General features: G+C 73.7%; 21 protein-coding genes. 12 read left to right on the top strand and 9 right to left on the bottom strand.

The features are described from left to right. Position 1: 1 nt before the first annotated feature. The 3 genes from DEJ47_RS29415 to DEJ47_RS29405 form a co-directional block, all read right to left on the bottom strand. Complete coding sequence (locus DEJ47_RS29415; RefSeq protein WP_150173277.1) at positions 2 to 1,624, bottom strand: peptidoglycan-binding domain-containing protein; 1,623 nt, start codon at positions 1,622 to 1,624, stop codon at positions 2 to 4. 105 nt (positions 1,625 to 1,729) lie between these two features. Then, the gene (locus DEJ47_RS29410) at positions 1,730 to 3,871 is read right to left on the bottom strand and encodes an ATP-binding protein (RefSeq protein ID WP_150173275.1); all 2,142 of its coding nucleotides are present in this window, start codon (positions 3,869 to 3,871) and stop codon (positions 1,730 to 1,732) included. Next, entirely contained in the window at positions 3,868 to 5,307 is a 1,440-nt protein-coding gene (locus DEJ47_RS29405) for an AfsR/SARP family transcriptional regulator (protein ID WP_150173273.1), read from the bottom strand. Before DEJ47_RS29405 ends, DEJ47_RS29410 begins: the two co-directional genes overlap by 4 nt. 565 nt (positions 5,308 to 5,872) lie before the next feature. Between DEJ47_RS29405 and DEJ47_RS29400 the strand changes: the two genes are divergently transcribed. From DEJ47_RS29400 to DEJ47_RS36640, 4 genes are read left to right on the top strand one after another with little or no spacing between them, the layout of a single operon-like run. Beyond that, a complete protein-coding gene (locus DEJ47_RS29400; protein ID WP_150173271.1) occupies positions 5,873 to 7,471 on the top strand; it encodes a phage tail sheath family protein in 1,599 nt (532 codons plus the stop codon). A 53-nt stretch (positions 7,472 to 7,524) separates the two neighbouring features. Next, positions 7,525 to 7,968 (top strand): phage tail protein, encoded by a 444-nt coding sequence (locus DEJ47_RS29395; protein ID WP_125515614.1) that lies wholly within the window; start codon positions 7,525 to 7,527, stop codon positions 7,966 to 7,968. Next, positions 7,968 to 8,414: a hypothetical protein gene (locus DEJ47_RS29390; RefSeq protein WP_150173269.1), complete on the top strand. Its 447-nt coding sequence runs from the start codon at positions 7,968 to 7,970 to the stop codon at positions 8,412 to 8,414. The genes DEJ47_RS29395 and DEJ47_RS29390 overlap by 1 nt, the downstream gene beginning before the upstream one ends. Continuing rightward, entirely contained in the window at positions 8,411 to 8,578 is a 168-nt protein-coding gene (locus DEJ47_RS36640; RefSeq protein ID WP_165283553.1) for a DUF6760 family protein, read from the top strand. Before DEJ47_RS29390 ends, DEJ47_RS36640 begins: the two co-directional genes overlap by 4 nt. A gap of 1,152 nt (positions 8,579 to 9,730) precedes the next feature. Here the strand turns inward: DEJ47_RS36640 and DEJ47_RS29385 are convergent. From DEJ47_RS29385 to DEJ47_RS29375, 3 genes are all read right to left on the bottom strand, one after another. After that, positions 9,731 to 10,435 (bottom strand): hypothetical protein, encoded by a 705-nt coding sequence (locus DEJ47_RS29385; protein WP_150173267.1) that lies wholly within the window; start codon positions 10,433 to 10,435, stop codon positions 9,731 to 9,733. A 207-nt stretch (positions 10,436 to 10,642) separates the two neighbouring features. Next, on the bottom strand, positions 10,643 to 10,843 hold the full coding sequence (locus DEJ47_RS29380; protein ID WP_150173265.1) for a hypothetical protein: 201 nt from the start codon (positions 10,841 to 10,843) through the stop codon (positions 10,643 to 10,645). Between the two features lie 33 nt (positions 10,844 to 10,876). Continuing rightward, the gene (locus tag DEJ47_RS29375) at positions 10,877 to 11,227 is read right to left on the bottom strand and encodes a hypothetical protein (protein ID WP_150173263.1); all 351 of its coding nucleotides are present in this window, start codon (positions 11,225 to 11,227) and stop codon (positions 10,877 to 10,879) included. Between the two features lie 766 nt (positions 11,228 to 11,993). Here DEJ47_RS29375 and DEJ47_RS29370 point away from each other — a divergent pair. From DEJ47_RS29370 to DEJ47_RS29335, 8 genes are all read left to right on the top strand, one after another. Then, positions 11,994 to 12,230, top strand: coding sequence for a hypothetical protein (locus DEJ47_RS29370; RefSeq protein WP_150173261.1), 237 nt, complete (start codon positions 11,994 to 11,996; stop codon positions 12,228 to 12,230). Between the two features lie 57 nt (positions 12,231 to 12,287). Beyond that, a complete protein-coding gene (locus DEJ47_RS29365) occupies positions 12,288 to 12,725 on the top strand; it encodes a phage tail protein (protein ID WP_150173259.1) in 438 nt (145 codons plus the stop codon). A 1-nt stretch (position 12,726) separates the two neighbouring features. After that, on the top strand, positions 12,727 to 13,485 hold the full coding sequence (locus DEJ47_RS29360) for a LysM peptidoglycan-binding domain-containing protein (RefSeq protein ID WP_150173257.1): 759 nt from the start codon (positions 12,727 to 12,729) through the stop codon (positions 13,483 to 13,485). Beyond that, entirely contained in the window at positions 13,485 to 15,404 is a 1,920-nt protein-coding gene (locus tag DEJ47_RS29355; RefSeq protein WP_150173255.1) for a VgrG-related protein, read from the top strand. Before DEJ47_RS29360 ends, DEJ47_RS29355 begins: the two co-directional genes overlap by 1 nt. 32 nt (positions 15,405 to 15,436) lie before the next feature. Next, a complete protein-coding gene (locus tag DEJ47_RS29350; protein WP_150173253.1) occupies positions 15,437 to 15,850 on the top strand; it encodes a GPW/gp25 family protein in 414 nt (137 codons plus the stop codon). A gap of 6 nt (positions 15,851 to 15,856) precedes the next feature. Beyond that, a complete protein-coding gene (locus DEJ47_RS29345; RefSeq protein ID WP_150173252.1) occupies positions 15,857 to 17,818 on the top strand; it encodes a putative baseplate assembly protein in 1,962 nt (653 codons plus the stop codon). Between the two features lie 788 nt (positions 17,819 to 18,606). Beyond that, positions 18,607 to 19,143, top strand: coding sequence for a phage tail protein (locus DEJ47_RS29340; RefSeq protein ID WP_150175931.1), 537 nt, complete (start codon positions 18,607 to 18,609; stop codon positions 19,141 to 19,143). Positions 19,144 to 19,145: 2 nt separating this feature from the next. Beyond that, on the top strand, positions 19,146 to 20,333 hold the full coding sequence (locus tag DEJ47_RS29335) for a discoidin domain-containing protein (RefSeq protein WP_223828542.1): 1,188 nt from the start codon (positions 19,146 to 19,148) through the stop codon (positions 20,331 to 20,333). 50 nt (positions 20,334 to 20,383) lie between these two features. Here DEJ47_RS29335 and DEJ47_RS29330 read toward each other — a convergent pair whose 3' ends face one another. The 3 genes from DEJ47_RS29330 to DEJ47_RS29320 are packed head-to-tail and all read right to left on the bottom strand — an operon-like array spanning position 20,384 to position 23,972. Further along, positions 20,384 to 21,262, bottom strand: a complete 879-nt coding sequence (locus DEJ47_RS29330) for a geranyl diphosphate 2-C-methyltransferase (RefSeq protein WP_150173250.1) — start codon at positions 21,260 to 21,262, stop codon at positions 20,384 to 20,386. A 17-nt stretch (positions 21,263 to 21,279) separates the two neighbouring features. Then, positions 21,280 to 22,512 (bottom strand): family 2 encapsulin nanocompartment cargo protein terpene cyclase, encoded by a 1,233-nt coding sequence (locus tag DEJ47_RS29325; RefSeq protein ID WP_398336885.1) that lies wholly within the window; start codon positions 22,510 to 22,512, stop codon positions 21,280 to 21,282. Between the two features lie 47 nt (positions 22,513 to 22,559). Continuing rightward, positions 22,560 to 23,972 carry a family 2B encapsulin nanocompartment shell protein gene (locus tag DEJ47_RS29320; RefSeq protein WP_150173248.1) on the bottom strand — a complete coding sequence of 471 codons (1,413 nt, stop codon included), beginning with the start codon at positions 23,970 to 23,972 and terminating at the stop codon, positions 22,560 to 22,562. Between the last annotated feature and the right edge of the window lie 30 nt (positions 23,973 to 24,002).

Raw genomic sequence — 24,002 nt, 5'->3', positions numbered from 1 at the left:
CTCACCGCCCCGTCACGCCGGGGTGGTGGACGCTGCCGCCGACGAGGGCCCGCAGGGTCGCGCTGTCGGCCGTGCCGGTCTCGGGGAGGCCGACGGAGGCCTGGTAGTCCTTGATGTGTGCCGCCGTGTTCTTGTTGTACCGGGCCGTGGTGGGTGCGCTACGGCCGTTCTTGAAGTAGGCGACGCCGTGCTCGGCGTACGCCCGGTCGCGGTCCAGGTCCTCGTCGCTGATGCCGGCCTGCGAGGCCCACCAGAACGCGGCCTGGAGCTGTACGACCTCCCAGGTGTCGGCGCCGGACCGCACGGCGTCGGGCCGGATGCCCTGCGCCCACAGCGAGGTGAGGGTGGCACGGCCCAGCGTGCCCACGTCGTCCGTCTCGAAGATCTGAGCGGTGTTGTTCCCGGAGTTCTGGCCGGTGCGAACCACGGCCTTCTGGTAACAGATGAGTTTCGCCTCTGTGTTGGAGTCGATGACGCCGGGCGTCCAGTGGCCTGTCAGCGTGCAGGGATTCTTCGAACCGAGGGCGGCGAGGCGGTGCTGGGCGTACTCGACGACGACGTCCGGCGCGTAGCCGCGGCGCCAGGGCGGGCCGGTGCGTGCCTTGCGGCTGCCGCCGTCCGACACGACGTCCTCGCCGCCGCCGTTGCCGCCCCCTTCGGCCTCTCCGGCGCCGCCGCCCGATGAGCCGCCGTCGCCGGAACCGCCGCCGCTGGTCCCGCCGCCGGTGCCGCCGGAGCCTGAGTCGGCGCCGCCATGACCACCACCACCGCCGCCCTTCTCCCCCTTCGGAGGCGCGGGAGCGTCGTCGAGGCTGTCCTTCTCGCCGCCCTGCGGGACGGCGGCGGGTGCGGCGACCGCCTGGTTCTCGCGTGCCGAGCCGTCGAAGTCGGGGGCGTAGGTCAGCCACGCCACGACGGACGCGACGGCGAGCGCCGCGAGCACGCCGCCGGCGGCGAGCAGTCTGCGGGGCAGGACGGGCCGCTGGTCGAAGCTGCCGGGCAGTTCGTGGCCCTGCTCGTCGCCGGAGCGGCGCACGGAGACGGTGAGCGGATGCGTCTGCCCGGACCCGGTCCACAACACCTGCTGCGGGCGGATGGTCAGATTCGCGAACGCGGCGCGGCCCGGCGCTATTTGGATGGCGGTGGGATCGACCTCGTAGGCGAGGCGACCGGCGTCGTCGCGGAGGGTGAGGGCCGCGGTCAGCGGGGTGTTGCCGAGGTTGTCCACGGCGACCGAGGCCCGGCCGCGGAAGCGTCCGACGATGGTGGGCGGCAGGAGTTCGGCGCGGATCTCCGAGAACGGCGCGACGGTGACCTGCCCCTCGACGACGTCGCGGGCCTCGGGGTTCTCCCGGGGCTCGACGCGGATGCCGAACGGCGTCGGCCCCGCGGCGGCGTCGGGCGAGCGGGGCGGCGCGAACGAGATCTCGGCGGTGCCCTCGCTGCCGGGGTAGAGCCGCAGCACGTCGGGCTCGACGCGGGCCCACCCGGCCGCCGGGCCGACGACCCCGAGACGGTACTCCTCGACGGTGTCTCCCGTGTTGCGTACGCGAAGCCGCACGGTCGCCCGGCCACCGGGGTCAACGGTCACCGCGGCCGGGTCAAGGGAGTTCCACCACGTCATACGGGCACGGTAGAGCGCCCCTGCGGGTCCCTCCTTGTACGAAAGGGCGACGTCAGGGGCAGGCCCCGCTGCCCTCGCGGACGGGGGCGCACGGGACCCGTGCTCTCAGCCGTGCGCGGAGAGCACCGGGCTGTGGAACGGTGCGCGCGGGCGCCACTTGGCGAGGAGGGCGGCGATCTCGGCGGCCTCCAGCGCGCCGCGGCGTTCCATCACGCGGTGGGCGATCCGCAGGGCGGCCCTGGACCGTTCGAGGTCGCCGAGGGCCAGCAGCGCCCGGCCCCGCGCGGCCATCGCCAGCGCGTGGCAGAACGCGTCGCCGAGTTCCCCCTCGGCCGCGAGCGCCGCGTCCGCGCAGCGGATGGCCTCGCCGGGACGGCCCTGCTCCAGCTCGCAGTAGGCGAGACGGGCCCAGCACAGCGCCTCCCAGCGCGGGTTGCGGGCCTTGCCGTGCAGGCGCTGCGCCTCACGCAACTGTTCCGCCGCAGCGACCGCCCTGCCGTCCGCGAGCAGCGCGCAACCCGCCTGGTAGAGGACGTGCGCGAGCGTGTACGTGCTGCCGGAGCTACGTGCCTGCCGCACCGCCTCGTCGATCGCGGTGTCCGCCGCGGGGCGCCGCCCCAGGGCGACGTACGCGCGGGCCATGTGCGACAGGATGCGGATCCGGTCGTCGTGTCCGCCGAGCGCCCCGAACCTCGCGTACGCCAGGCGCAGTTGCTCCAGGGCCGTCGCGAACCGGCCCGTGCCCATGAGGACGATGGCCAGCTCGTGGCTGCCCTCGGCGCCGACGAGGAGGTCACCGCAGCCCGCGGCGAGGTGCAGGCTCTCGCGGAGCGCCTGTTCGGCGCGGCCGTACGTCTCCGTGCCGTAGTGCGGCGCGCCGAGCAGCCGCAGCGCGCGGGCGGCCGACCGGTCGTCGCCGTGTCGGCGGGCGGTGCGCAGGGCCAGTTCGGCGAGGGGCTCCAGGTCGCGGTGGCGTGCGGTGCCGGCGATGAGGTGGGACCAGGCGGTGAGCAGGTCGACGACGGGGCGGAGACCGGGCGGGGTGGAGGGACCCGGGGTGCCCTGATCGGTGGCCTCGTCCACCTCGTCCGGTACGTGCCGCAGCGCGTTCTCCGCCGCGTCGCACAACCGGGAGTGCGCGACGACCAGCCAGTCGTGCGCGGCGGCCTCGTCGGGCAGCGCCTTGCCCGCCGAGTCGGGCCGGTGCAGCAGCTCGGGCAGCACGCTGTGCGGCTTCGTGCGGCGGATCGCCGTGATGACGGTGGCCAGGACGTAGTCGAGGAAGCGCAGCCGGGCCGCGGCGCGTTCGGCCGCGCTCTCGCGCAGCTCGCACTGGCGGCGCGCGAAGAGGCGTACGAGGTCGTGGAAGCGGTAGCGGTCCTCGCCGTGCAGTTCCATGAGCCCGGCGTCGACCAGCCGCTCGACGGCCTGCTCGGCCTCCTCCTCGCCGACACCCAGCAGGGCGCCCGCCGCGCCGCGGCAGAAGGACGGCATGTAGCAGAGCGAGACCATGCGGAAGGCGCGGGCGAGCTCCGGTTCCAGGGCTTCGTACCCGAGCCGGAAGGTGGCCTCGACGCCCAGATCAGCCACCCGCAGCTCGTCCAGCCTGCGGCGCTCGTCGCGCAGCCGCGCCACGAGGTCGGCCATGGGGCGACCCGGCCGTGAGGCGAGGCGGGCGGCGGCGATGCGGACGGCGAGGGGCAGCCCGCCGCAGACGGCGACGAGTTCGCGTGCGGCGTCCCGCTCGGCGGCCACACGCTCGGCGCCGAGCATGGCGTCGAGCAGGCCGAGTGCCTGCCGCTCGTCCATCGTCTCGACGTCGACGAGGCGCGCGCCGGGCAGGGTGATCGTCCGCGAGCGGCTGGTCACGAGGACCGCGCAGCCGGGCGCGCCGGGCAGCAGCGGCCGCACCTGCGCGGTGTCGCGGGCGTTGTCGAGGAAGACGAGGACGCGGCGTCCGGCGAGGAGCGAGCGATAGAGGGCGGTCTGCTGGTCCAGCCCATCGGGCACGGCGCTCTCGGGTACGCCGAGCGCGCGCAGGAACCCGGTGAGCGCGCTGCCGCTGTCCACGCCGGGCGCGGCGTCGGCGCCGCGCAGGTCGACGTAGAGCTGTCCGTCGGGGAACTCGTCCCGTAAGGCGTGGGCGACGTGCACGGCCAGGGCGGTCTTGCCCACGCCGCCGAGCCCGGTGAGCGTGGCCACGGCCATCGCACTCCCGGCCACGGCCGCCCGCAACGTCTCGGTCAACACCCTCGCCTCGGCTTCCCGCCCCGCGAAGTCGGGCACGTCGGGGAGCAGCTGGGCGGGGGTGAGGGGAGCGGCGGCGGTACGGACGGGGCTGGGGGCGGACCCGTGCTGGGGGCGGGGGTGCCGAGGGGGAGGGGGCGGGCGGTGAGGTCGGCGGGAGGGGCGGCCGGTGAGGGCGCGGGTATGAGGGCGGGGGGTTCGGCGGGGGCGGGGGGTTCTGTGCCGGGGGCGGTACGGGGTATCGCGCCGGGTGCCGTGCCGCCGGTCGTGCGGGGCTCCGCGCCGGATTCCGCACCACCGGCCGTGCCGGACACCGCACCGGACACCGTGCTGCTGGGCGAGCCGGAGGCCACCCCGGGCTCCGTGCCGGAGATCGCATCGGGCGCCGTGCCACTCGGCGAGCCGGACATCGCATCGGATGCCGTGCCGGACACGACGCCGGATGCCGTCCCCGTTCCGGGCGCCCCGCCGGACCCCGCCTCGGGTGCCCAGTCCTGCACCCCGGCCGGGCGCCCGGACATCCCCTGGCGCCGGGCGGCGATGTAGGACCGCGTCGTGTGTGCGGAAGGGCCGGGGCCGGGCCACGGGAGGGCTGTCGGGGGCAACGGGGTGCCACCGAGGAGAGCACTGTGGAGCGTCGTGAGTTCCTTGCCCGGGTCCACGCCGAGCTCCGTAGCGAGCATGCGGCGCGTCGTCTCGTACGCCGCGAGCGCGTCCGCACGCCGCCCGCCCCGGTGCAGGGCCAGCATCAGGAGAGCTTGTGCGCGCTCGCGCAGCGGGTGTTCGGCGGCGAAGACGCTGAGGGGAGCGATCGTCTCACCGTGGCAGCCGAGTTCGAGCGCGCAGGCGAAGAACTCCTCCTGCGCGGTGACGGTGAGTTCGGTGAGCCGGTCCCGCTGACGCCGCGCGTACGGTCCGGGCAGCCCGGCCAGCGGCGCGCCGTCGGAGAGGGCGAGGGCGGCCGTCAACTCGGCGTGCGCGACGGAGAGTTCACCGGCGCCACGCAGCGAGCGCGCCGCCGCGACCCGGTCCTCGAGCTCGTTCGCGTCGAGCGCGCCGCGTGGGACGCGCAGTGCGTAGCCGTCGCCCGCCGAGACCAGGATGCGCGCGGGCTCGCGGGCACGCCGGTCCGGTTCGAGGAGGGTACGCAGCCGGGAGACGTACGTGCGCAGCGTGCCGATCGCCCGCGGCGGCGGCGACTCGTCCCACAGCGCGTCCACCAGCTCCGCCGCCGACACCGGCCGCCCACCGCGCAGCAGCAGCGCGGCCAGCGTCGCACGCTGCTGCGGGGACCCGAGCGTCAGGGCCTGCCCGTCGCGCCAGGCCCGCACCGGCCCGAGGACCTGGAACCACAACGGCCCGCCCAGGTCACCCCGGTCGGCCTCGTCGCCGTTCCCGCCGTCCCGGCCCGTGCGGCCGCCCGCGTCGCCCCGCATTGTCAGCCCGCACTCCTTGCCCTGTGACGCACCGCGAAGTGCCCGTTCGTACGCGCCACGGATGGCCGTACGCACCAAACGTTACGTCAGCCCCAGCGGTCCCCCGACTCGTGCGGGTCACTTGCGCCCCCATGTTGACCAGGTGTTGACGTGCCGGGCACCCCGGGCGTGGCATATGCGCCACCGACCATTCACATTCGGCCGCGCCCGCACGACGGCGTCCCTTCATCCCACCCGCTGCCCCGCCCCCGGCTTGCCCTCCGCCTCCACACCGGTGACCGGACGGGCAACGCACCCCGGGCCTCCCCGGTACGCCCGGCCACCGCGACGAACGCACAGGTCGGAGGCGTCCGCCCGGCGGCTGAACGGGCAGCGGCATCTGCCCTCACTGACGTCCTTCCGTCTCTACGCACCGGCCCGCGCGTGAGACATCGTCGACAAGGTACGAACCAGCGGGGACCGGCATACGGCCGGCACACAGGGGGAACGAGCGGCAGCCGCACCGGCGCATCGCCGGTCCGCCCGCCACACCCTCGCCACCCCTCGAGCCTTGGAGCACAGCAGCATGCCCAACTACCTGTCCCCCGGCGTCTACATCGAGGAAGTCGCCAGCGGTTCGCGCCCCATCGAAGGCGTCGGCACCTCCGTCGCGGCCTTCGTCGGCCTTGCGCCGCGGGGACCGCTCAACGAGCCGACGCTGGTGACCAACTGGTCGCAGTACGTGGCCGCGTTCGGCGAGTTCACGGACGGGTACTACCTGGCGCACTCCGTGTACGGGTTCTTCAACAACGGCGGCAGCGCCGCGTACATCGTGCGCGTCGGCGGCACCGACGCGGCCGAGTCGCAGCAGCAGGCCCCCGCGCAGCCGACGCGGACGCAGGCCCCCAAGGAGCTCACCGCGGGCGAGCCCGTGGCGCTCGGCGCGTTCACCGTGTCGGCCATCACCGCGGGCACCACGGACGGCGGCGCGCTGACCGTCGAGGTGCAGGACGGCGAGGGCGAGGGTGCCGCCGACCGCTTCAAGCTGATCGTCAAGGACGGCGACAAGGTCGTCGAGAACTTCGACGTCAGCGCGAAGAAGACCGCCCGCAACTACGTGGTCACGCAGGTCAGGCAGCGCTCCAAGACGATCGCCCTGGAGGAGGCCTCCACGGCGGGCGGCCAGCTGGCCAAGCCCGACGCGCAGACCGTGACCCTGGCGCCCCCGGCGCCCGCCGCCCCCGCCGTGCCCGACGCGAACGGCCAGGTGTCGCGCATCGAGACCGCCCAGTTCATCGGCGACTCCTCGGACCGCACCGGCTTCGGCGGCCTGGAGGCCCTCGACGAGATCAACATGGTCGCGGTGCCCGACCTGATGGCCGCCTACCAGCAGGGCATCATCGACGAGGAGCAGGTCAAGGCGGTCCAGCTCGGCCTCATCTCGCACTGCGAGCTGATGGGCGACCGGATGGCCATCATCGACCCGCCGCCGTCGCTGAACGCCCGCCAGGTCCGGCAGTGGCGCCAGGAGCTGGCCGGCTACGACTCGCGCTACGCCGCTCTCTACTACCCCTGGATCAAGTCCTTCGACCCGGCGTCGGGGCAGTCGGTGGTCGTGCCGCCGTCCGGCCACATGGCGGGCATCTGGGCGCGCAACGACGCCGAGCGCGGCGTGCACAAGGCGCCGGCCAACGAGATCGTGCGCGGCGCGGTCGACCTGGACCTGCAGATCACCCGCGGCGAGCAGGACCTGCTCAACCCGATCGGCGTGAACTGCATCCGCGCCTTCCCGGGCCGCGGCATCCGCGTGTGGGGCGCGCGCACGATGGCGTCCGACCCGGCGTGGCGCTACCTGAACGTGCGCCGCTACTTCAACTACCTCGAAGAGTCGATCCTCATCGGCACGCAGTGGGTGGTGTTCGAGCCGAACGACCACGCCCTGTGGGCGCGCATCCGCCGCAACGTCTCGGCGTTCCTGGTCAACGAGTGGCGCTCGGGCGCCCTGTTCGGCGCGCGCCCCGAGGACGCCTTCTACGTCAAGTGCGACGAGGAGACCAACCCGCCGGAGTCGGTCGACCTCGGCCGGGTCGTCTGCGAGATCGGCATCGCGCCGGTCAAGCCCGCCGAGTTCGTGGTGTTCCGGCTCGCGCAGTTCTCCGGCGGGGGCGGCGAGCTGGAGGAGTAGTCCGCGTCCCACCGCACGTCCCCCGAGAACCATCACAACAGGAGTGAAACCCCTTGTCTCTGCAGCCCGGTGACGCCCTCACCACACACAATTTCGGCCTCCAGATCGACGGCGTCATGGTCGAGTACCTCCAGGAGGTCAGCGGCCTGTCCATGGAGCAGGACGTCATCGAGTACCAGCAGGTGTCTGCGGACGGAAAGCCCGTCGTGAAGAAGATGCCCGGCGTGAAGAAGGCCGGCGAGTGCACGGTCACGCGCGGCATGACGCAGAGCCCCGTCTTCAGCGAGTGGATCAACAAGTCCATCGCGGGCGACATGGGTTCGGCGCGCAAGAACGCGACGATCATGATGATGGACTACCAGAACAACCCGGTGAAGCGTTACAACCTGCGCAACGCCTGGTGCAGCAAGGTGGAGACCAGCGGGGTCAAGGCGGGCGACGCCGCCGCGCTGACCGAGCAGGTCACCATCGTCTTCGAAGAGCTGGTCATCGAATAATGCGGCGCGAGGGCCCGGCGGGGACGGCTGCGGGCGCGGGCACGGTGCCCGGCGCGGTGACGGGCGTCCGCGAACCGCTGCGTACGGAGTTCGAGTTCGAGCTGCCGCGCGGCTTCGTGGACGAGTCCGGCACCGTGCACCGCAACGGCGCGATGCGGCTCGCGACGGCACGTGACGAACTGGTGCCGCTGCGGGACGTCCGCGTGCGCGAGAACCCCGCCTACCTGTCCGTGGTGCTGCTGGGCCGGGTCATCACCCGGCTCGGCACGCTCGGCTCCGTCCACGACGGCACGGTGGAGAACATGTTCGCCTCCGACCTGGCCTTCCTCCAGGACTTCTACCGGCAGATCAACGCGGAGGGCCACACCCGTGCGGCGGTGGCCTGCCCGCACTGCTCGGAGTCCTTCGAGGTGGAGCTGGCCGGGAGCCGCCTGGGGGAATCGTGACGTACGCGGCCGACCGCATCGAGGAGGAAGTCGCGTACCTCGCCTACCACTTCCACTGGGGCATGGACGACATCCTCGACCTCGAACACGCGGACCGGCGCGCGTACGTGGCGCGGACCGCCACCTTGGTGGAGCAGGCGGAGGCGAAGGCGACCGGTCGGTGAGTCGAGGTAAGTGATGGGCTTGTTCAAGTGGCGGCGGGGGTCGCGGGGCGAGACGGGGGCGCCGGGTGCGGAGGCATCCGGTGCGGCCGGTCCGGCGGCTCCAGAAGTTGCCTCCGCGGAGTCCGGCTCTGGTGCCGCATCCGGTGCCGACGTCGTCGGTGGCGGCGGTGGCGGTGGCGGGTGGGCCGCCGTGCCGCCGGTCCAGCGTGTGCTCGCGGCGCCGCGGACGGTCGCCGAGCAGGGGTTCGGCGCGATGCTCGCCACGCACCAGAACCCGTCCTTCGGAGGGGAATTGGGGCATGCGGTACGTGCCTCCGCGCCCGGAGGCCTGCTGCACGGCGTCCTGACGCCGGTGGCGGGCCGACCGGGCGACCTCGACCTGCCCTCGCTCCAGCTGCCGGTACGAGGGGCCGGCGAGGCGGCGGCCGGCACGGAGGGGCAGACCACGCCTCCCGAGGCGGGTGGCATCGGGTCCACGTCCACGTCCCCGTCCGCCGCGGCGCCGGTGCAGCGGTCCACGGCCGCGCGGTCGGTGCCCGCGTCGGCGAGCAGCCCTGCTGTGGCGCGGCCGTCGCGTACGACCCGGCGTTCCCCGCTCGTGTCGGCGGCGCCGGGCGTGACGCCGCAGCGCCAGCTGTTCCCTGTCGGGGCGGCGCGTACGACGCCGAACCCCGCCGCGCGGGGCGTCGTCGCGCCCGACGCTCCGCCCACCGATGTCCCCGGGCCGGTACCCCCTACCGGCCCGGGGGCTCCTGCCGCGTCCGCGGCCCCGGACACCGTCGCTGTACGGGCGAATTCCCCCGTTGAGCCCGTACAGCGACGGCCTCGCATCCGCAGGGTCCAGCGCGCGCAGGCGGGCACGGGTACTCCGCCCGGTGCCGCCGCGGCTCCTGCGCCGCAGAGCGCCGTGCCGCAGCCGCCCGCCCCGCGGTCGACGCCCAGTCCTGCCCCTGCGCCTGCCCCTGCCCCCTCGGCGAGCGCGCCCGCACCGCAGAGCACGCCGCGCCAGGCACCGGTCCAGCGGACGGCGACGGACACTCCCGCGCCCGCCCCTGCGGCGAGCTCCCCGGCGCCCAAGGGCCGTACGCATGAGCCCGCGACAGACGCGCCTGCGTCCGCGGCGAGTGGCAAGGCGCCGAAGAGCGGCTCGCGTCAGGGCACGTCGGACGCGCCCGCACCGCAGAGCACCGCACCGCAGAGCACCGCGCCTCGCGAGAAGCCCGTCCAGCGGACGGCGACCACCGTCCCCACAGCAGGCGCTCTCGCGGAGCCGTCCGCACCGCGGAACACCCCGCGCCCGGCACCCGTCCAGCGGACGGCGGCCAACGCCTCCGCGCCCACGGCGAGTACCCCGGCCGCGAACAGCCGCCCGCACCAGACCCCAACGGACACGTCCGCGTCGCGGAGCGCCCCGCACGAGACCCCCGCCCGTCGGCCGGCGCCCGCCGCCCCCACGGCAGGCTCCCCCGCGCCGACACCCACCCCACAGAGCACCCCGCCCCAGGCCCCGGTCCAGCGGACGACGACCACCGCTCCCTCGGCAGCCGCTCCCACGCAAGCGGCTGCCCCGCAGAGCACCCAGCACCAAGCCCCCGCCCAACCGACGGCGACCAACACACCCGCGGAAACGCCCACACCCCGGAACACGCGCCAGGCCCCGGCCCAGCGAACGACGACCAGTTCCCCCGCGCAGACACCCGCACCCCAGAGCTCCCCTCGCCAGACCCCCGTCCAGCGGACGGCGCCCAACACGCCTTCGGCCGGCACCCCCGCGCAGACGCCCGTACCCCAGAGCACGTCCCAGGCGGCCCCGGTCCAGCGGAGGACGACCACCGCTCCCTCCGCAGCCGCTCCCACGCAAGCGCCTGCCCCACAGAGCACCCAGCACCAAGCCCCCGCCCAACCGACGGCGACCAACACACCCGCGGCGAGCACCCCCGCGGAAACGCCCACACCCCGGAACACGCGCCAGGCCCCGGCCCAGCGGACGACGACCACCGCTCCCACGACCGGCACCCCGACGCAGACGCCCGCACCGCAGAACACGCCAGTCCGGCCCCCCGCTCAGCGAACGGCGACCAGTACGCCCATGGCGGGCACCCCCACGCAGACGCCCGCCCGGCAGAACGCCTCGCACCAGGCCCCCGTCCCACGGACGGCCGACGACGCCCCCGCGTCCGCCCCCACGACGAGCAGCCCGGCAGCGCAGAACCTCCCGCGCCAGGCTGCCGTCCAGCGCGCGGCGAACAGCGGCCCCGCACCCACGTCGACGCCCGCCCCGGCACCTGTGAGCCCCCCTCACAAATCCACGGCCGACGCGCCCGCGCCGCAGAGCGCGCCGCACGCGCCCGCCGCCCAGCGGACGGCGACCAACGGCCCCGCGCCCGACCCCACACCCACGTCCACTCCCAGGGCGAGCAACCGCAGTCCGGTCAACGGACCGGTCGCGCCCTCCCAGAAGTCGACGAGCGCGGCACCCACGCCCATGGCACCGGGCAACGGCCACCCCCGCCCCGCCCCGGCCGACGACAGGCCGACGAACGCGGGCCCCACGGCGACCGGCCGGACGCGCCCGCGCCGCACGGCGATCGGCGCACCCCTGCCCCCCGTCCAGCGGTCGGCGAACGCCGTACCCGCTCCCGCCCCCACGACCGACCCCCAGAACCAACCGCACCACACCAGCACCGGCGCCCCCGTACCTCCCGCGCCTCCCGTGCAACGGCCTGCCGGCGACGTACCCTCACCGCCCGTGGCCTCCGCGGCGAGCAACCAGTCCCGCCCCCGCCGCACCGCCATCGGCGCCCCCGTGCCACCCGTGCAGCGGTCGGCCGCCACGGCACCCGCACCGGCTCCCACAGCTGCCCCCACACCCGTGGCCCCGGTCCAGCAGTCGTCGGCAGGCGGCTCACCGACGACGCCTGCCCCTACGCCGACCGGCGAACCCGCACCCGCGCCCTCACCCTCGCCCGCCCCGAAGCAGCATCAGCCGCGACGCCACCCGCTCCCCGTCGTCCCGATCAACCGCCGTGTGGCACCCGGCAGTCACCGGCCCGCCGTCGAGCAGTACCCCCTCTCCCCCGCCCGGGGCCTGACGCCGCACACCACAAGCACGTCACCCGCCCCGGTGACGGGACCGCGCCCTCAGGCAGCACCCGCGCCCGCCCCCGTGCCCCTGCAAAAGTCGGCAACCCCCGCACCCCGCGCCGCAACGCACCCGCACGCGTCCAGCAGCGGCGTCGCCCCCGTCGTCGTACCCCTCGCCAAGCCCGGCGCCCCCGCGCCCCGTCACACGCCCGGCCCCGCCAGGCCCCAGGTGCGTACCGCGCCCACCCCCGCGCCCCCCGTCCAACGACGCACCGCACCCACCCAGCCCGAACCACAGCCCCAGTCACAGCCCCAAGCGCCGCGGCAGCACGTGTCCATCCCTCTGCAACCCGCCCCGGCCGCCCCCCGCCCCGCCCCCGCGGAGACCAAGCCGCCGGCCCCCGCCCCGTCCGAGCACGCCGCATCCGGTCCCGCCGCCGAATCCGCCACGCCCGCCGACCTCGACGACCTCGCGCGGCGGCTCCTCGCTCCGCTGTCGCGGCTGCTCCGCGCGGAGTTGCGCAGCGACCGCGAACGGGTCGGCCGACTCCGCGACCACGGCCGCTAGCCGTCGGCCGACCGCCATCAGAACGATCCCACGCCACCTCCACAGCAAAGAGAAACCATGCCCTCGCCCAAGGACCCCGGCTCCACCGTCTTCTTCAAGCTCACCATCGACGGCCAGGACCTCGGCCTGTTCAACGGGTGCGACGGGCTCTCCTCCGAGGTGGAGGTGGAGCAGCGCCAGGAGGGCGGCAACAACGGGTTCGTCTGGCAGTTGCCGACCCGCGTGACCTTCTCCACGATCCGGCTGACCCGGCCGCTGACCGCCGACACGTCGCGCGTGGCGGCGTGGATCTCGTCCATCGCGACGGGGATCTCGCGGCCGACCGCGCAGATCGCGGCGCTGCGCGCGGACGGTTCGATCGTCGCGCAGTGGGGGCTCGTCGAGGTGCTGCCCGTGCGCTGGCAGGGGCCGAGCCTGAGTCCGGACAGTCCCGCCGTGGCGACGGAGACGCTGGAGATCGCGCACCACGGGTTCACCGACGCGGGAGGTGCCTGAGATGGCCGCGCCGACCGGCGGAAAGGCCGGCGCCAGCCTCGTGCGCGCCGCGCTCGCCATCCACCAGCCGCCCACCGACCTCGGCGGGTCGATGGGCGGGCGGATCGGAGAGGCGGAGTTCCAGTTCAATCCGACGCAGCTGCAGTTGGCGCGGTCGGCGGAGTGGCGTACGCAGCGTGCGGTGGCCTATACGCGCGGCGCGCCGCCCAAGTTCACCGGTGCCGCCCCCGCCACCCTCCAGCTGGAGGTGTTTCTCGACTCCTCCGGGACGCCCAACTCGGGCAAGGTGCAGAAGCAGGTCGAGCTGCTCCTGTCGTGCTGCGAGGTGACGCCGCAGAGCGTCAGCTCCAAGCGGCCCTCCCCGCCGTGGGTGCGGTTCTCGTGGGGGTCGTTCAACACCGTGCAGTTCGTGGCGTACGTGACCAATGTCAGCGCCACGTACACCCTGTTCAACCCGACCGGTGAACCCATCCGTGCCACGTGCTCGCTCGCGCTGACCGAGGTGTCGATGCCCACCAAGGGGCAGAACCCGACGTCCGGCGCGCTCTCCGCGCGCCGCGTGCACCGCACGGTCGCGGGTGACTCCCTGGCGTCGCTGGCGTGGCGGGAGTACGGGGACGCCACCCGCTGGCGGCTGATCGCCGAGGCCAACGACATCGACGACCCGATGCGGCTGCGGCCCGGCACCGAGCTGCTGCTGCCCGCCGCCGACGAGGCCCGGCCCGGCCCCGTCACCACCCCCGCGCACGTGGAGTCCTGATGAGTGAGAAGACGTACACGAGCGTCCTGCACGCCGAGATCGGCGGATCCGTCCTGCCCGACAAGCTCGCCGTGCTGCTCGTGGAGGGCTGGGTGGACGCCAGTGTGAACGTGCCGTCCGCCTTCCAGCTGACCTTCGTCGACGAGGGCGGGGACATCCTGGAGAAGTTCCCGCAGATCAAGGTGGGCGCCAAGGCCGTGCTGTGCCCGTTCACGGACGGTGTGCGCGGCAAGCCGATGCTGACCGGTGAGGTCACCGCCCTGGAGGTCGACTCGGACGGCGGCGGCAAGCAGCTCGTCGTGCGCGGCTACGACCCGGGGCACCGGCTGCTCCGCAACCGCCGCGTGCAGGGCTTCCCGAACATGACGGCGTCCGACATCGTGCGCCGCGTCGCCGCCGCCAACAAGGTGCAGCTGGGGAAGATCGAGTCGACACCGACGGTGTACGAACTGGCGACCCAGCCGAACATCACCGACTGGGACTTCCTGTCCCGGCTCGCGCAGGAGAACGACACGCACCTGTCCTTCGACGAGGACGGCAAGCTGTGCTTCGCGAAGCTCGCGCCCGCGTCCGGCGCGCCGTCCGACTCGACACCGGCCGCGCAGAGCCCGTACGTCGTCGAATTCGGGCACAACGCGCTGCACAGCCGTGTCGCGGTGACCGCGGCGGGCCAGGTCGCGACGGCCGGGGTGCGCGGCTGGGACATGCGGGCCAAGCGCGCCCTGTCCGCGCAGTCCCCCGCGGTCCGCAGCAAGGACATCGTCACCGACATCACGCCCGCGCAGCTGTCGCAGCCCTTCGGCAAGGCGGAGCTGACGGAGACGGGGTGGCCGTACACGACACAGGCGCAGGTCACACACGCCGCCCGGTCGCTCGCGGACGACGTGGCGGGGTCGTTCGCCGAGGTGGAGGTCGCCGTCACCGGCAACCCCGACCTGCGGCCGGGGCGGCCCGTGGCGCTGAAGGGGGCGGGGTTCCCCTTCGAGGGGAAGTACACGGCGACCGGGGTGCGGCACCTCTTCGAGTCCGGGCGGCCGTTCACGACGTGGCTGACCGTCTCGGGGCGCCAGTTCCGTTCCCTGTACGGTCTCGCCTCGGGCGGCGCGGATGCCGCGCCGCCGATGCCGGGTGTCGCGATGGCGCTGGTCAGCAACGCGAAGGACCCGTTGCGGATGAACCGGGTCAAGCTGCGTTTCCCGTGGCTCTCGGACACGTACGAGAGCGACTGGTGCCGTATCGCGCAGCTGGGCGGCGTCCGGGGCGGCGGGTTGATGCTGCCCGAGGTCGGTGACGAGGTGCTTGTCGCCTTCGACCGGGGATCGCTCGAACACCCCTATGTGCTGGCCGGGTTGTACAACGGGCGGGACAAGCCGACGCCCAACACGGATGGGCTGCAGCCGATCGACCCGACCAGCGGCCGGGTCAACTGGCGGTCCGTCTCCTCGCGCAGCGGCCACACCATGGAGCTCGTGGACGCCAAGTCCCGTATGAAGAGCGGCATCCGGCTGCAGACCGGCAACGGCCGCCTCACCGTCCACATGGACGAGGCGCGGACCAGCGTGACCATCCGCAGCGACGGCACGGTGTCCATCTCGGGGACCCGCAACGTCAGCATCAGGGCGGGCGGCAACCTGTCGCTGACCGCGGGCGGTTCGCTGACGATGAGCGCGGGCGGCGCGGTCGACATCAAGGCGGGCGCCAAGTTCGGCGTCAACGCGGGCGGCATGGCGGACATCAACGCGACCGGCGTCGTCAGCCTCAAGTCGGCGGGTGCCGTCGCCGTCAACGCGGTCGGCGCGGTCTCCGTGACCGCCGCGGGCGCGGTCGCCGTCAACGCGGGTGCCGCCGCGGCCATCACGTCACCGGCGACCGTCACCCTGACCGCACCCGCCGTGCTGCGCAATGGCATTCCTTTCTAGCGTCGAGTCCAGGGTCGAGGGGGCCACTGACCATGAGTGAGCAGTTCGTCGGTGCGGGCTGGACGTTTCCGCTGCGCATCAACGCCGGGGGCGGCATCGCGCTGGCCCGGCGCGAGCGCGAGATCGAGGAGTCGATCCGGCTCGTGCTCGCCACCGCGCCGGGCGAGCGCCCGATGCGGCCCGAGTTCGGCTGCGCCGTGCACGACATGGTGTTCGCGCCGGTCAACGAGGCGACGGCGGGGCGGATCCGGTACGAGGTGCGGTCCTCGCTCGACCGCTGGGAGCCGCGGATCGACGTCCTGGACGTCGAGGTCAGCCCGGCGCCCGACGACCCGTCCGTCCTGTTCATCGACGTGAGCTACACCGTGCGCGGCACCAACAATCCGCGCTCTCTCGTCTTTCCCTTCTACGTGATCCCGTCCACGGAATCAGAGAGCGGAGTCTGAAGTCCGATGGCCCTGCCCGCACCCCACCTCGACGACCGGCGCTTCCAGCAGTTCGTCGACGACGCCAAGCGCTACATCCAGCAGCGCTGCCCGGAGTGGACCGATCACAACGTCTCCGACCCGGGAGTCACCCTCGTCGAGGCCGTCGCGCACATGGCCGACCAGATCGTGTACCGGCTCAACCGCGTGCCGGAGAAGAACCACCTGGCCTTCCTCGACCTGCTCGGCGTCACCCTCTTCCCGCCCTCCGCGGCCCGCGCGGACGTCACGTTCTGGCTGTCCGCGCCGCAGCCCGAGCCGGTCGTCCTGCCCGCGGGCACGGAAGTGGCGACCAGCCGCACCGAGACCGAGGAAGCGGTGGCCTTCGCCACCGAGGCGGATCTGACGGTGGTGCCCTGCGAGCTGTCGGCCGTGCTGCGCCAGGAGGACGGCAGCACGCCCCAGGACTGCGGGCAGGACATCTTCGGCGGCCGTGACGTGGCGGTCTTCGCGGAGTCGCCGCGCCCCGGCGACACGCTGCTCTTCGGGCTCAGCGCGGCGGTGCCGCGGTGTGCGGCGGTGCTGCAGCTCGACAGCCGGGTGGACGGCGTGGGCGTCGACCCGCGGCAGCCGCCGCTGGTGTGGGAGGCGTGGACCGCGGACGGCTGGACGGAGTGCGAGGTCGACGAGGACTCCACCGGTGGCCTCAACCGGCCCGGCGACGTCGTCCTGCACATCCCGGCCGGGCACATCGTCTCGCGCATCGGGCGGCAGGACGCGGGCTGGGTGCGCTGCCGGGTCACGGAGGCGGCGAAGGGCCAGCCGTTCTACAGCGCGTCGCCGACCGTGCGGTCCGCCGTCGCGTTCACCATCGGCGGCACGACCGGTGTCGCGCACGCGGACGTCGTACGCGACGAACTCCTCGGCGACTCCACGGGTGTGCCCGGACAGCGCGTCCGCCTCGCCCAGGCCCCGGTGGTCGCCGACCGGCCGCCGCTGGTCCTGGAGGTCTCCGACGGCGAGGGGTCGGGCTGGGCCGAGTGGCAGGTGGTCGACGACTTCGCCTCGTCCGGACCGTACGACCCGCACGTCACGCTGGACGCGGCGACCGGCGAGATCGCGTTCGGCCCCGCGGTCCGCGAACCGGACGGCTCCCTGCGGCAGTTCGGCGCCGTCCCCCAGAAGGGCGCGGCGATCCGCGCGACCCGCTACCGCACGGGCGGCGGCCGCACGGGCAACGTGGCGCGCGGCGCCATCCAGGTCCTGCGCAGCTCCATCCCGTACGTCGCCCGCGTGGAGAACCGCGAGGCGGCGCGCGGCGGTGTCGACGGCGAGACGGTCGAGGAGGCGAAGGTCCGCGCGCCGATCGCGCTGCGCGCGCAGGAGCGGGCCGTGACGGCGCGCGACTACGAGGAGCTGGCGCGGCGGGCCGCGCCCGAGACGGCGCGCATCCACTGCCTGGCCGCGGACTCCGCCGAGGCCGGGGAGAACGCGGTCCGCGTCCTCGTCGTGCCGCAGGCGGTGCCGGACCGGGGCGGGCGGCTCCGCTTCGAGCAGCTGGTGCCGGGCGAGGAACTCCTCTCCCGCGTCACCTCGTTCCTCGACGACCGCCGCCCCCTCGGCACGCGCCTCTCGGTCGGCCCGCCCTACTACCAGGGCGTCACCGTGGTCGCCACGCTCCACTCCTTCCGCGCGGCGCACGCCGAGCGCGTCCGCGCGGAGGCGCTCGACGCCCTCTACGCCTACCTCGACCCGCTGACCGGCGGCGCGCACCGCGAGGGCTGGCCGTTCGGCCGACCGCTGCGCGCGGGCGAGATCTTCGCCGCGCTCCAGCGGGTACCGGGCGTGGAACTCGTCGACGAGGTCCTGCTCCACCCCGCGGACCCCCTGACGGGCCGCAGGGGCGACGCCACGGACCGCATCGAACTGGCCCCCTCGGCGCTCCTGTTCCCCTTCGACCACCGCGTCCGCGTCATCGAGGCACGATGACGAACGACGAGCACGAGGCGAGCACCGCCCCGGAGGCCGAGGGCGCGCCGGGAGCGGCGCCCGTCCCCACACCCGGTTTCGGCCCGGCGACCGCCGTCCCGCACACCACCGAGACGAACCCGTACGCCGGCCCGGACCACACGCCCGCCCCGAACCCGTACGCCACGCTCCCGAACCCCACCTCCACCCCGAACCCGTACACCACAACTCCGGCCCCCACCTCCGAGCCAAACCCGTACGCCACCCCGGGCGACACCCCTGAGCCAACCCGGAGCACCACCCGGGACCACACCCCTGAGCCAACCCCGGACCCGGGCCCCGACGCATACCCCTACGCCACCCCCCATCACACCCCCCAGGCGACGCCGGACCCCGCCCCCAGCCATACCCCCGGGGCCGCCCCGGACCCGAAGCCGGATGCCACCCCCGACGCGAAAACCACCGACAAACCAGCATCCGCCCCCAAGACACCCCGCACGTCCGCCAAGAAGCGCACCCCCGCGAAAGCGGGCGGCGGCCGTGCCGAGCAGTCCGCGGAGAGCGGGAACGGGCGTACCGGGCACGGGGCCGAGACCGCTCCGGGCGCCTCCGTCACCTCGGGTGGCATCCGCGCTTCCTGGGTGAAGTCCGGCGTCACGGGCGCCCCCGTCTCCCAGGCGGGGCACACCCCGGTGGCGTCCGGCGGGGCCGGAGGCGGCGACGACCGGTCCGGGCCCGGGGACGGGGGCGGGGGCGGAGGGGACAGCCGCGGTGACGGCCACGCGTCCAGGCGTGGGTCACTGCCCGCGCTGGGCTCCGCGCACCCCATCGGGGACCAGTTGCCCGCCGTCTTCGCCGACGACGACTTCATCCTGCGTTTCGTCTCCGGCCTGGACGTCGTCCTCGCGCCCGTCTTCGCCGTCCTGGACAGCCTGGAGGCGTACTTCACACCGGCCCTGACACCCGCGGACTTCCTCGACTGGCTGACGGACTGGGTCGGCACGGAGCTCGACGGCACCGAGCCGCTGGCCACCCGCCGCCAAGCCGTCGCCTCCGCCGTCGACCTGCACCGCGTCCGCGGCACCCGGCGTGGCCTGTCCGCCGCCGTCGAGCTCGCCTTCGGCGTACGCCCGGAGATCAGCGAGAGCGGCGGCGCGGCCTGGTCCGCACGTCCGCTGGGCGCCTTCCCCGGCACCCCGCGCCCCGCCCTGCACGTCACCCTGCGCGTCCACGATCCCGCATCCGTGGACACGCACCGCCTGCGGGCCGTCGTCGCGGCGGCCCGCCCCGCCCACCTCCCCTTCACGGCCGAGGTGACAGCCACGCCTTTCCCTGAAGGGACCTAGAGATGCCCGACCAGCCCGAGACGGACGACATGCCGAACTCCCCCGATAACACGAAGCCGTGCCCCGAGTGCGGCACCCCGGCCCGCCAGCACGGCCAGTCCTTCTGCGACTCGTGCGGGGCCTTCCTCCGCTGGGACACCCCGGCCGGCACGCCGGGCCCCGCCCGCCCCGGCAACGCTCCGGCCGACCCCCGCGTCGACCCCCGCGTCGACCCCCGTGTCGCTCCCCCCGCCGGAGCGGGTGCGGGCGCCGGTGCCGGGTCGACCGACACCACCGTCCCGCTCCCCTCCACCGGCCCCGAGAACCGCCCCGCGGAACCGTCCGCCGGGCCGCCCCGGCCCTCCGACACCGCCATACGGTCCCTGCTCGTGCCCGTGCCCGAGGGCTCCGAGCCGGTCGCGCCGGAGACGCCGGGCAGCGTGCTGCCGGGCAGGCCCGAGGCGGCACGGCCGCGCGTACGGCAGCCCGCCGTGCCCGCCGAGCCGGAGTCGGGCGCGCCGTGCCCGAGCTGCGGGACGCCCAACGCTCCCCGCCGCCACTTCTGCCGCAGCTGCGCGAGCCCGCTCAAGGACCATGCCGCCCCGGCCGCCGAGGGCCCGTACGCGGGACAGCGCCCCCGGCTCCACCGCGACCGCACCCGCTGGATCGCGCGGGCCGTGGGCGTCGCCGTGGTCGTCGGCCTGGTGGCGGGCGGCATCTTCGGCGGGCCGCCGGCCGCGCGGGCCGTGCAGGACCACTTCGCCAAGCGGGTCCCCGTGCACCCCAACGACTACAGCGCCTCGCACGCCGCCCCCAAGCAGGCCGCCAAGCTCGCCTTCGACGGCTACAGCAACACCTGGTGGGGCACCGGCTACTCCGGCGACTCGGCGGGCCAGTGGATCCAGGCCGACTTCGACCAGCCCACCGACCTGCTCAACCTCCTGATCACGCCGGGCACTTCGCCGCGCAGCGCGCAGGCCGCCGAGCAGGCCCGGCCGATGGAGTTCGACATCGTGGTCAACGACTCGGCGGGCAAGGAGCACGTGATGCACCGCCGCATCAACGACGGCGGTGTGCAGAAGCTCGACGTGCGCGTACGGGACGCGGTGAACGCACGGCTGATCCTGCGTTCCGCGTACGGCACCGGCAAGAAGCGCCAAGTGGCCATCGCCGAGCTGGAGTTCTTCGGCCGCTCCACGGGAGGACAGTAGGAGGTCCGGGGCCGTCCTGGACGGCCCCGGACCTCACGTCACCCTTGGGGTCAGACCCGGTCGGCGGCGATCAGCACGTACTGGAACGAGCCGTCCCTGTACGAGTTGATGAACGCTTCTTCGATGCCGGTGACCAGCGACGACGTCGCCCGCAGCTCCCAGTAGGGCAGCGTGGCGTCCGTCAGGTCGACGATGGCCTGCGGCACGAGGCGGTTGTCGGCCATGGCCTTCAGGTACTCCCTGCGGGAGTGGATGTTGCACTCGAAGTGGGCGTTGATCTGGGAGACCCACTTCGAGGGCTGCCCGTACCGCGGGTTCCAGCAGCCGGTGATGGTCACGTAGCGGCCGCCGGGCGCGAGGATGCGGGAGTGCTCGGCGAAGAGGTCGTCCAGATCGACGTACATGCTGGACTCGTTGTTCCACGAGGCCTTGGCCTGGCCCGTCTCGAACGGTGTGGCGAGCATGTTGCACACGCGGGCGTGGACGTACTCCTCCATGCCGAGTTCACGGGCACGCCGGTTGGCGAAGTCGGCCTGCTTGGCGGAGAGGGTGACCCCCTCGGCCCGGCAGCCGAACCGCTGGTGCGCCATGACCAGCGAGCCGCCGCGCCCGCACCCCGCGTCCACGACCGTGTCGTCGCGCCCGACCGGTCCGAGCTGGTCGAGGAGCACGTCGGTCTGCGCCGACTCCAGCCGGTGGAGCTCGGCGATCAGCCTCTTCTCGTACTCGCTGTCGGCCGCGTCACCCAACGCGTCCTGGTCGACGTCCCCGACGCCGTAGTGGTGGTGGTAGAGCCCGTCGACGTCGCCGAGGCGCAGGTTCACCGGCCTGGCCTCCCCGTCCCAGTAGCGGGCGATGTCCCCTTGGTAGGGGGATGCCGGAGCGGGGATGGACAGGGACGTACCGTTGGCGAGATCAGTGCTGGTCACGGTGGTGTCGGCTCCTCTTACCAGAAGTCGGGCAGGCTGTATCGGTAGGTGTTGGTCTGATGCCAGTAGTGGTTGCCGTCGACCCACACGGCCACTCCCCGCAGGAAGCGCAGCACGCTCGGGACGGGGCAGGCCGCCGCGAGGGCCGCCGCTTCCGCCTCGAAGGCGTGCATCAGGTCGTTGTGGACCTCGACCCCCTTCAGGTAGGCGTCCCGGTCGGAGATGCCCTCCCGTTCGGCGATCACTACGGGCAGGTTCAGGTGACGGCCGGGGCTGTCGAGTTCCTTGGTGTACGAGTACAGGTCGTTCACCACGGTGGTGGCGTTGCCCGCGAGGGCGATGACCCGCTGCATGGCCGCCAGGGCGTGGAGGTCGGCCGGCAGCTCGTAGCCACCGACGGTGTCGGTGATGGTGGGGCAGGGGCGGAAGTTGTTGAACTGGCGCATCGCCAGGTACTCCCACACCTCGGGCACGTGGTCCGTCTCGGCCCACGCGGCCTCGGCGAGGTAGCCCAGGTGCAGGCGGGCCATGTCGTGCCGATAACGGTCGGCCTGGGACGGCGAGGCGTGCTGGAGGAAGTACGTCATGGCGGAGCGGTACGCGCGGCGCGGCGCGTCCGCCGTGAGCGACTCCCGCCACGCCGGTTCGTACTCCTCCGTCGTGTGCAGGTCATCGAGGGCGGTGTGGGCCAGCAGCAGGCGGCTGCCGAGGCCGACGGGCGAGCCGCCGTGGTCCTCGCAGTAGCAGTCGTCGACGGCGTTCTCGGCGACCATCAGCCGGGTGGCGATCATCAGGTGGTCGACGGAGGGGGCGTCCGGGTGGCAGGCGACCATGTAGCGCCCGACGGAGAAGCCGTCGAACTGGTCCTCCCACTCCGGCGGGAACGCCTGGACCTCGTCCACGGCCCACGCCTTGATCCGTCGGCTCACCTCGGCCACGCGCGCCGGATCGGGCTCCGGCACGGCGTGATGGTAAAGCCCCGGAATCGGCGTCCCCTCAGCAGGTTCGACGGGTTCGAGGGGTTCGAGGGGTTCGACGGGTCCGGCCGATTCGACCGGCTCGACCGTTGCGACCGGCTCGACCTGTTCGCCCGGTGCGGACGACGCGACCGGCTCCGCCCCGCTCGCGGCCTCCACCGGCACCCGCGCCCCGCCCAGGTGCAGCCCCGCCGTGCCCAGGCCGCTCGGGCCGCGCAGAATCCTTTCGAGGGCGGGGTTCGGATGCAGGGTGGGCAGCCCGGGATCGGGCATCCGTAGCTCCTTAATGTGATGACGGGCGACTCACCGGAAGAACGGTCCTAGTCGCGCCTGCGGCCGATCTGCACGTTCTCCAGGACGCCGAGCGCGTCGGGCAGCAGGACGGCCGCCGAGTAGTACGCCGTGACCAGGTACGAGATGATCGCCTGCTCGCTCATGCCCATGAAGCGCACCGAGAGGCCCGGCTCGTACTCCTCCGGCAGCCCGGTCTGGTGCAGCCCGATCACGCCCTGGTTGTCCTCGCCCGTACGCATCGCGAGGATCGAGCTGGTGTTGTCCTCGGTGATGGGGATCTTGTTGCACGGCAGAATCGGTACGCCGCGCCAGGCGGGGACCTGCTGGCCGCCGAGGTCGACGTTGTCCGGGTAGACCCCGTACGCGTTGAAGCCCCAGCCGATGGCCGCGATGGTCCTGGGGTGGGCCAGGAAGAACTTGGTGCCGCGCCTGCGGCAGAGCAGATCATCGAGGTCGTCCGGCGTGGGCGCGCCGGAGTGGGGCTGGATCCGCTGCTTGAAGGCCGCGTTGTGGAGCAGACCGAACTCACGGTTGTTGATCAGCTCGTGCTCCTGGCGCTCGCGCAGCGCCTCGACGGTGAGCCTGAGCTGTTCCTCGGTCTGGTTCATCGGGCCGTTGTAGAGGTCGGCGACCCTCGTGTGGACCCGCAGAACGGTCTGCGCGACGGAGAGTTCGTACTCCCTCGGGTGCGCTTCGTAGTCCACGAAGGAACCCGGCAGCTTCACCTCACCGACGTGCCCCGCCGACATCGCGATCTCGGCCTCGCCGTGCCGCGTCTGCCGCGGCACGGACCGCGAGGCGAACTCCGCGAGGTGTGCTCGCAGGCTCGGCGCGGACGACGTGAGGGCGGCGAAGTCGGAGCGGGACAGGGTCAGCAGTGTGCCGGACGTCTCGGCGGTGGCGGTGAAGCCCCACCGCGCGCCGTCGTCGAGGAGCGCGTCGTCACCGAACCGGCCTCCGTCGGCAAGTACGGCGACGGCCACCTCGTCGCCGTACTTGCCGACGGAGGTCTGCTTGATCCGGCCGTGCGCGATCAGGTGGATGTGCTCGGCGGGGGCGCCGCGTTCGACCAGCACCTCACCCGCGCGGAAGTCGCGCTGCACGAACCGGTCGGCGATCGCCGACAGCACGTCGACATCGTCGAAGCCGCGCAGCAGGGCCAGTTCGCCCAGCTCCCGCGGCACCACCCGGACGTCGGCACCGTCCTGGAGGAACTCGATGCAGCCGTCGCCGACGGTGTAGGTCAGCCGCCGGTTCACCCGGTAGGTGCCGCCCTTGGTCTCCACCCATGGCAGCATCCGCAGCAGCCACCGTGAGGTGATCTCCTGCATCTGGGGGGCGGACTTGGTCGTGGTGGCGAGGTTGCGGGCGGCCTCGGTGCTCAGGCTGGTCCGCGGAGCAGGCTCCAGCCGCTCGTCCGGGCTGGTCTCAACGGTCATCGGGGCGAGCTCTCCTTTACGACGTGCGGA

The organism is Streptomyces venezuelae (assembly GCF_008642355.1).
GTDB classification, from domain to species: domain Bacteria; phylum Actinomycetota; class Actinomycetes; order Streptomycetales; family Streptomycetaceae; genus Streptomyces; species Streptomyces venezuelae_B.
This window is presented reverse-complemented; position numbering and strand designations above follow the sequence as displayed.

Coding starts and splice junctions, on each gene's coding strand:
- DEJ47_RS29415 (WP_150173277.1), bottom strand. CDS start 1,624: ATGACGTGGTGGAACTCCCTTGACCCGGCCGCGGTGACCGTTGACCCC.
- DEJ47_RS29360 (WP_150173257.1), top strand. CDS start 12,727: ATGGCCGCGCCGACCGGCGGAAAGGCCGGCGCCAGCCTCGTGCGCGCC.
- DEJ47_RS29320 (WP_150173248.1), bottom strand. CDS start 23,972: ATGACCGTTGAGACCAGCCCGGACGAGCGGCTGGAGCCTGCTCCGCGG.
- DEJ47_RS29365 (WP_150173259.1), top strand. CDS start 12,288: ATGCCCTCGCCCAAGGACCCCGGCTCCACCGTCTTCTTCAAGCTCACC.
- DEJ47_RS29335 (WP_223828542.1), top strand. CDS start 19,146: ATGCCCGACCAGCCCGAGACGGACGACATGCCGAACTCCCCCGATAAC.
- DEJ47_RS29390 (WP_150173269.1), top strand. CDS start 7,968: ATGCGGCGCGAGGGCCCGGCGGGGACGGCTGCGGGCGCGGGCACGGTG.
- DEJ47_RS29350 (WP_150173253.1), top strand. CDS start 15,437: ATGAGTGAGCAGTTCGTCGGTGCGGGCTGGACGTTTCCGCTGCGCATC.
- DEJ47_RS29405 (WP_150173273.1), bottom strand. CDS start 5,307: ATGCGGGGCGACGCGGGCGGCCGCACGGGCCGGGACGGCGGGAACGGC.
- DEJ47_RS29345 (WP_150173252.1), top strand. CDS start 15,857: ATGGCCCTGCCCGCACCCCACCTCGACGACCGGCGCTTCCAGCAGTTC.
- DEJ47_RS29355 (WP_150173255.1), top strand. CDS start 13,485: ATGAGTGAGAAGACGTACACGAGCGTCCTGCACGCCGAGATCGGCGGA.
- DEJ47_RS29400 (WP_150173271.1), top strand. CDS start 5,873: ATGCCCAACTACCTGTCCCCCGGCGTCTACATCGAGGAAGTCGCCAGC.
- DEJ47_RS29325 (WP_398336885.1), bottom strand. CDS start 22,512: ATGCCCGATCCCGGGCTGCCCACCCTGCATCCGAACCCCGCCCTCGAA.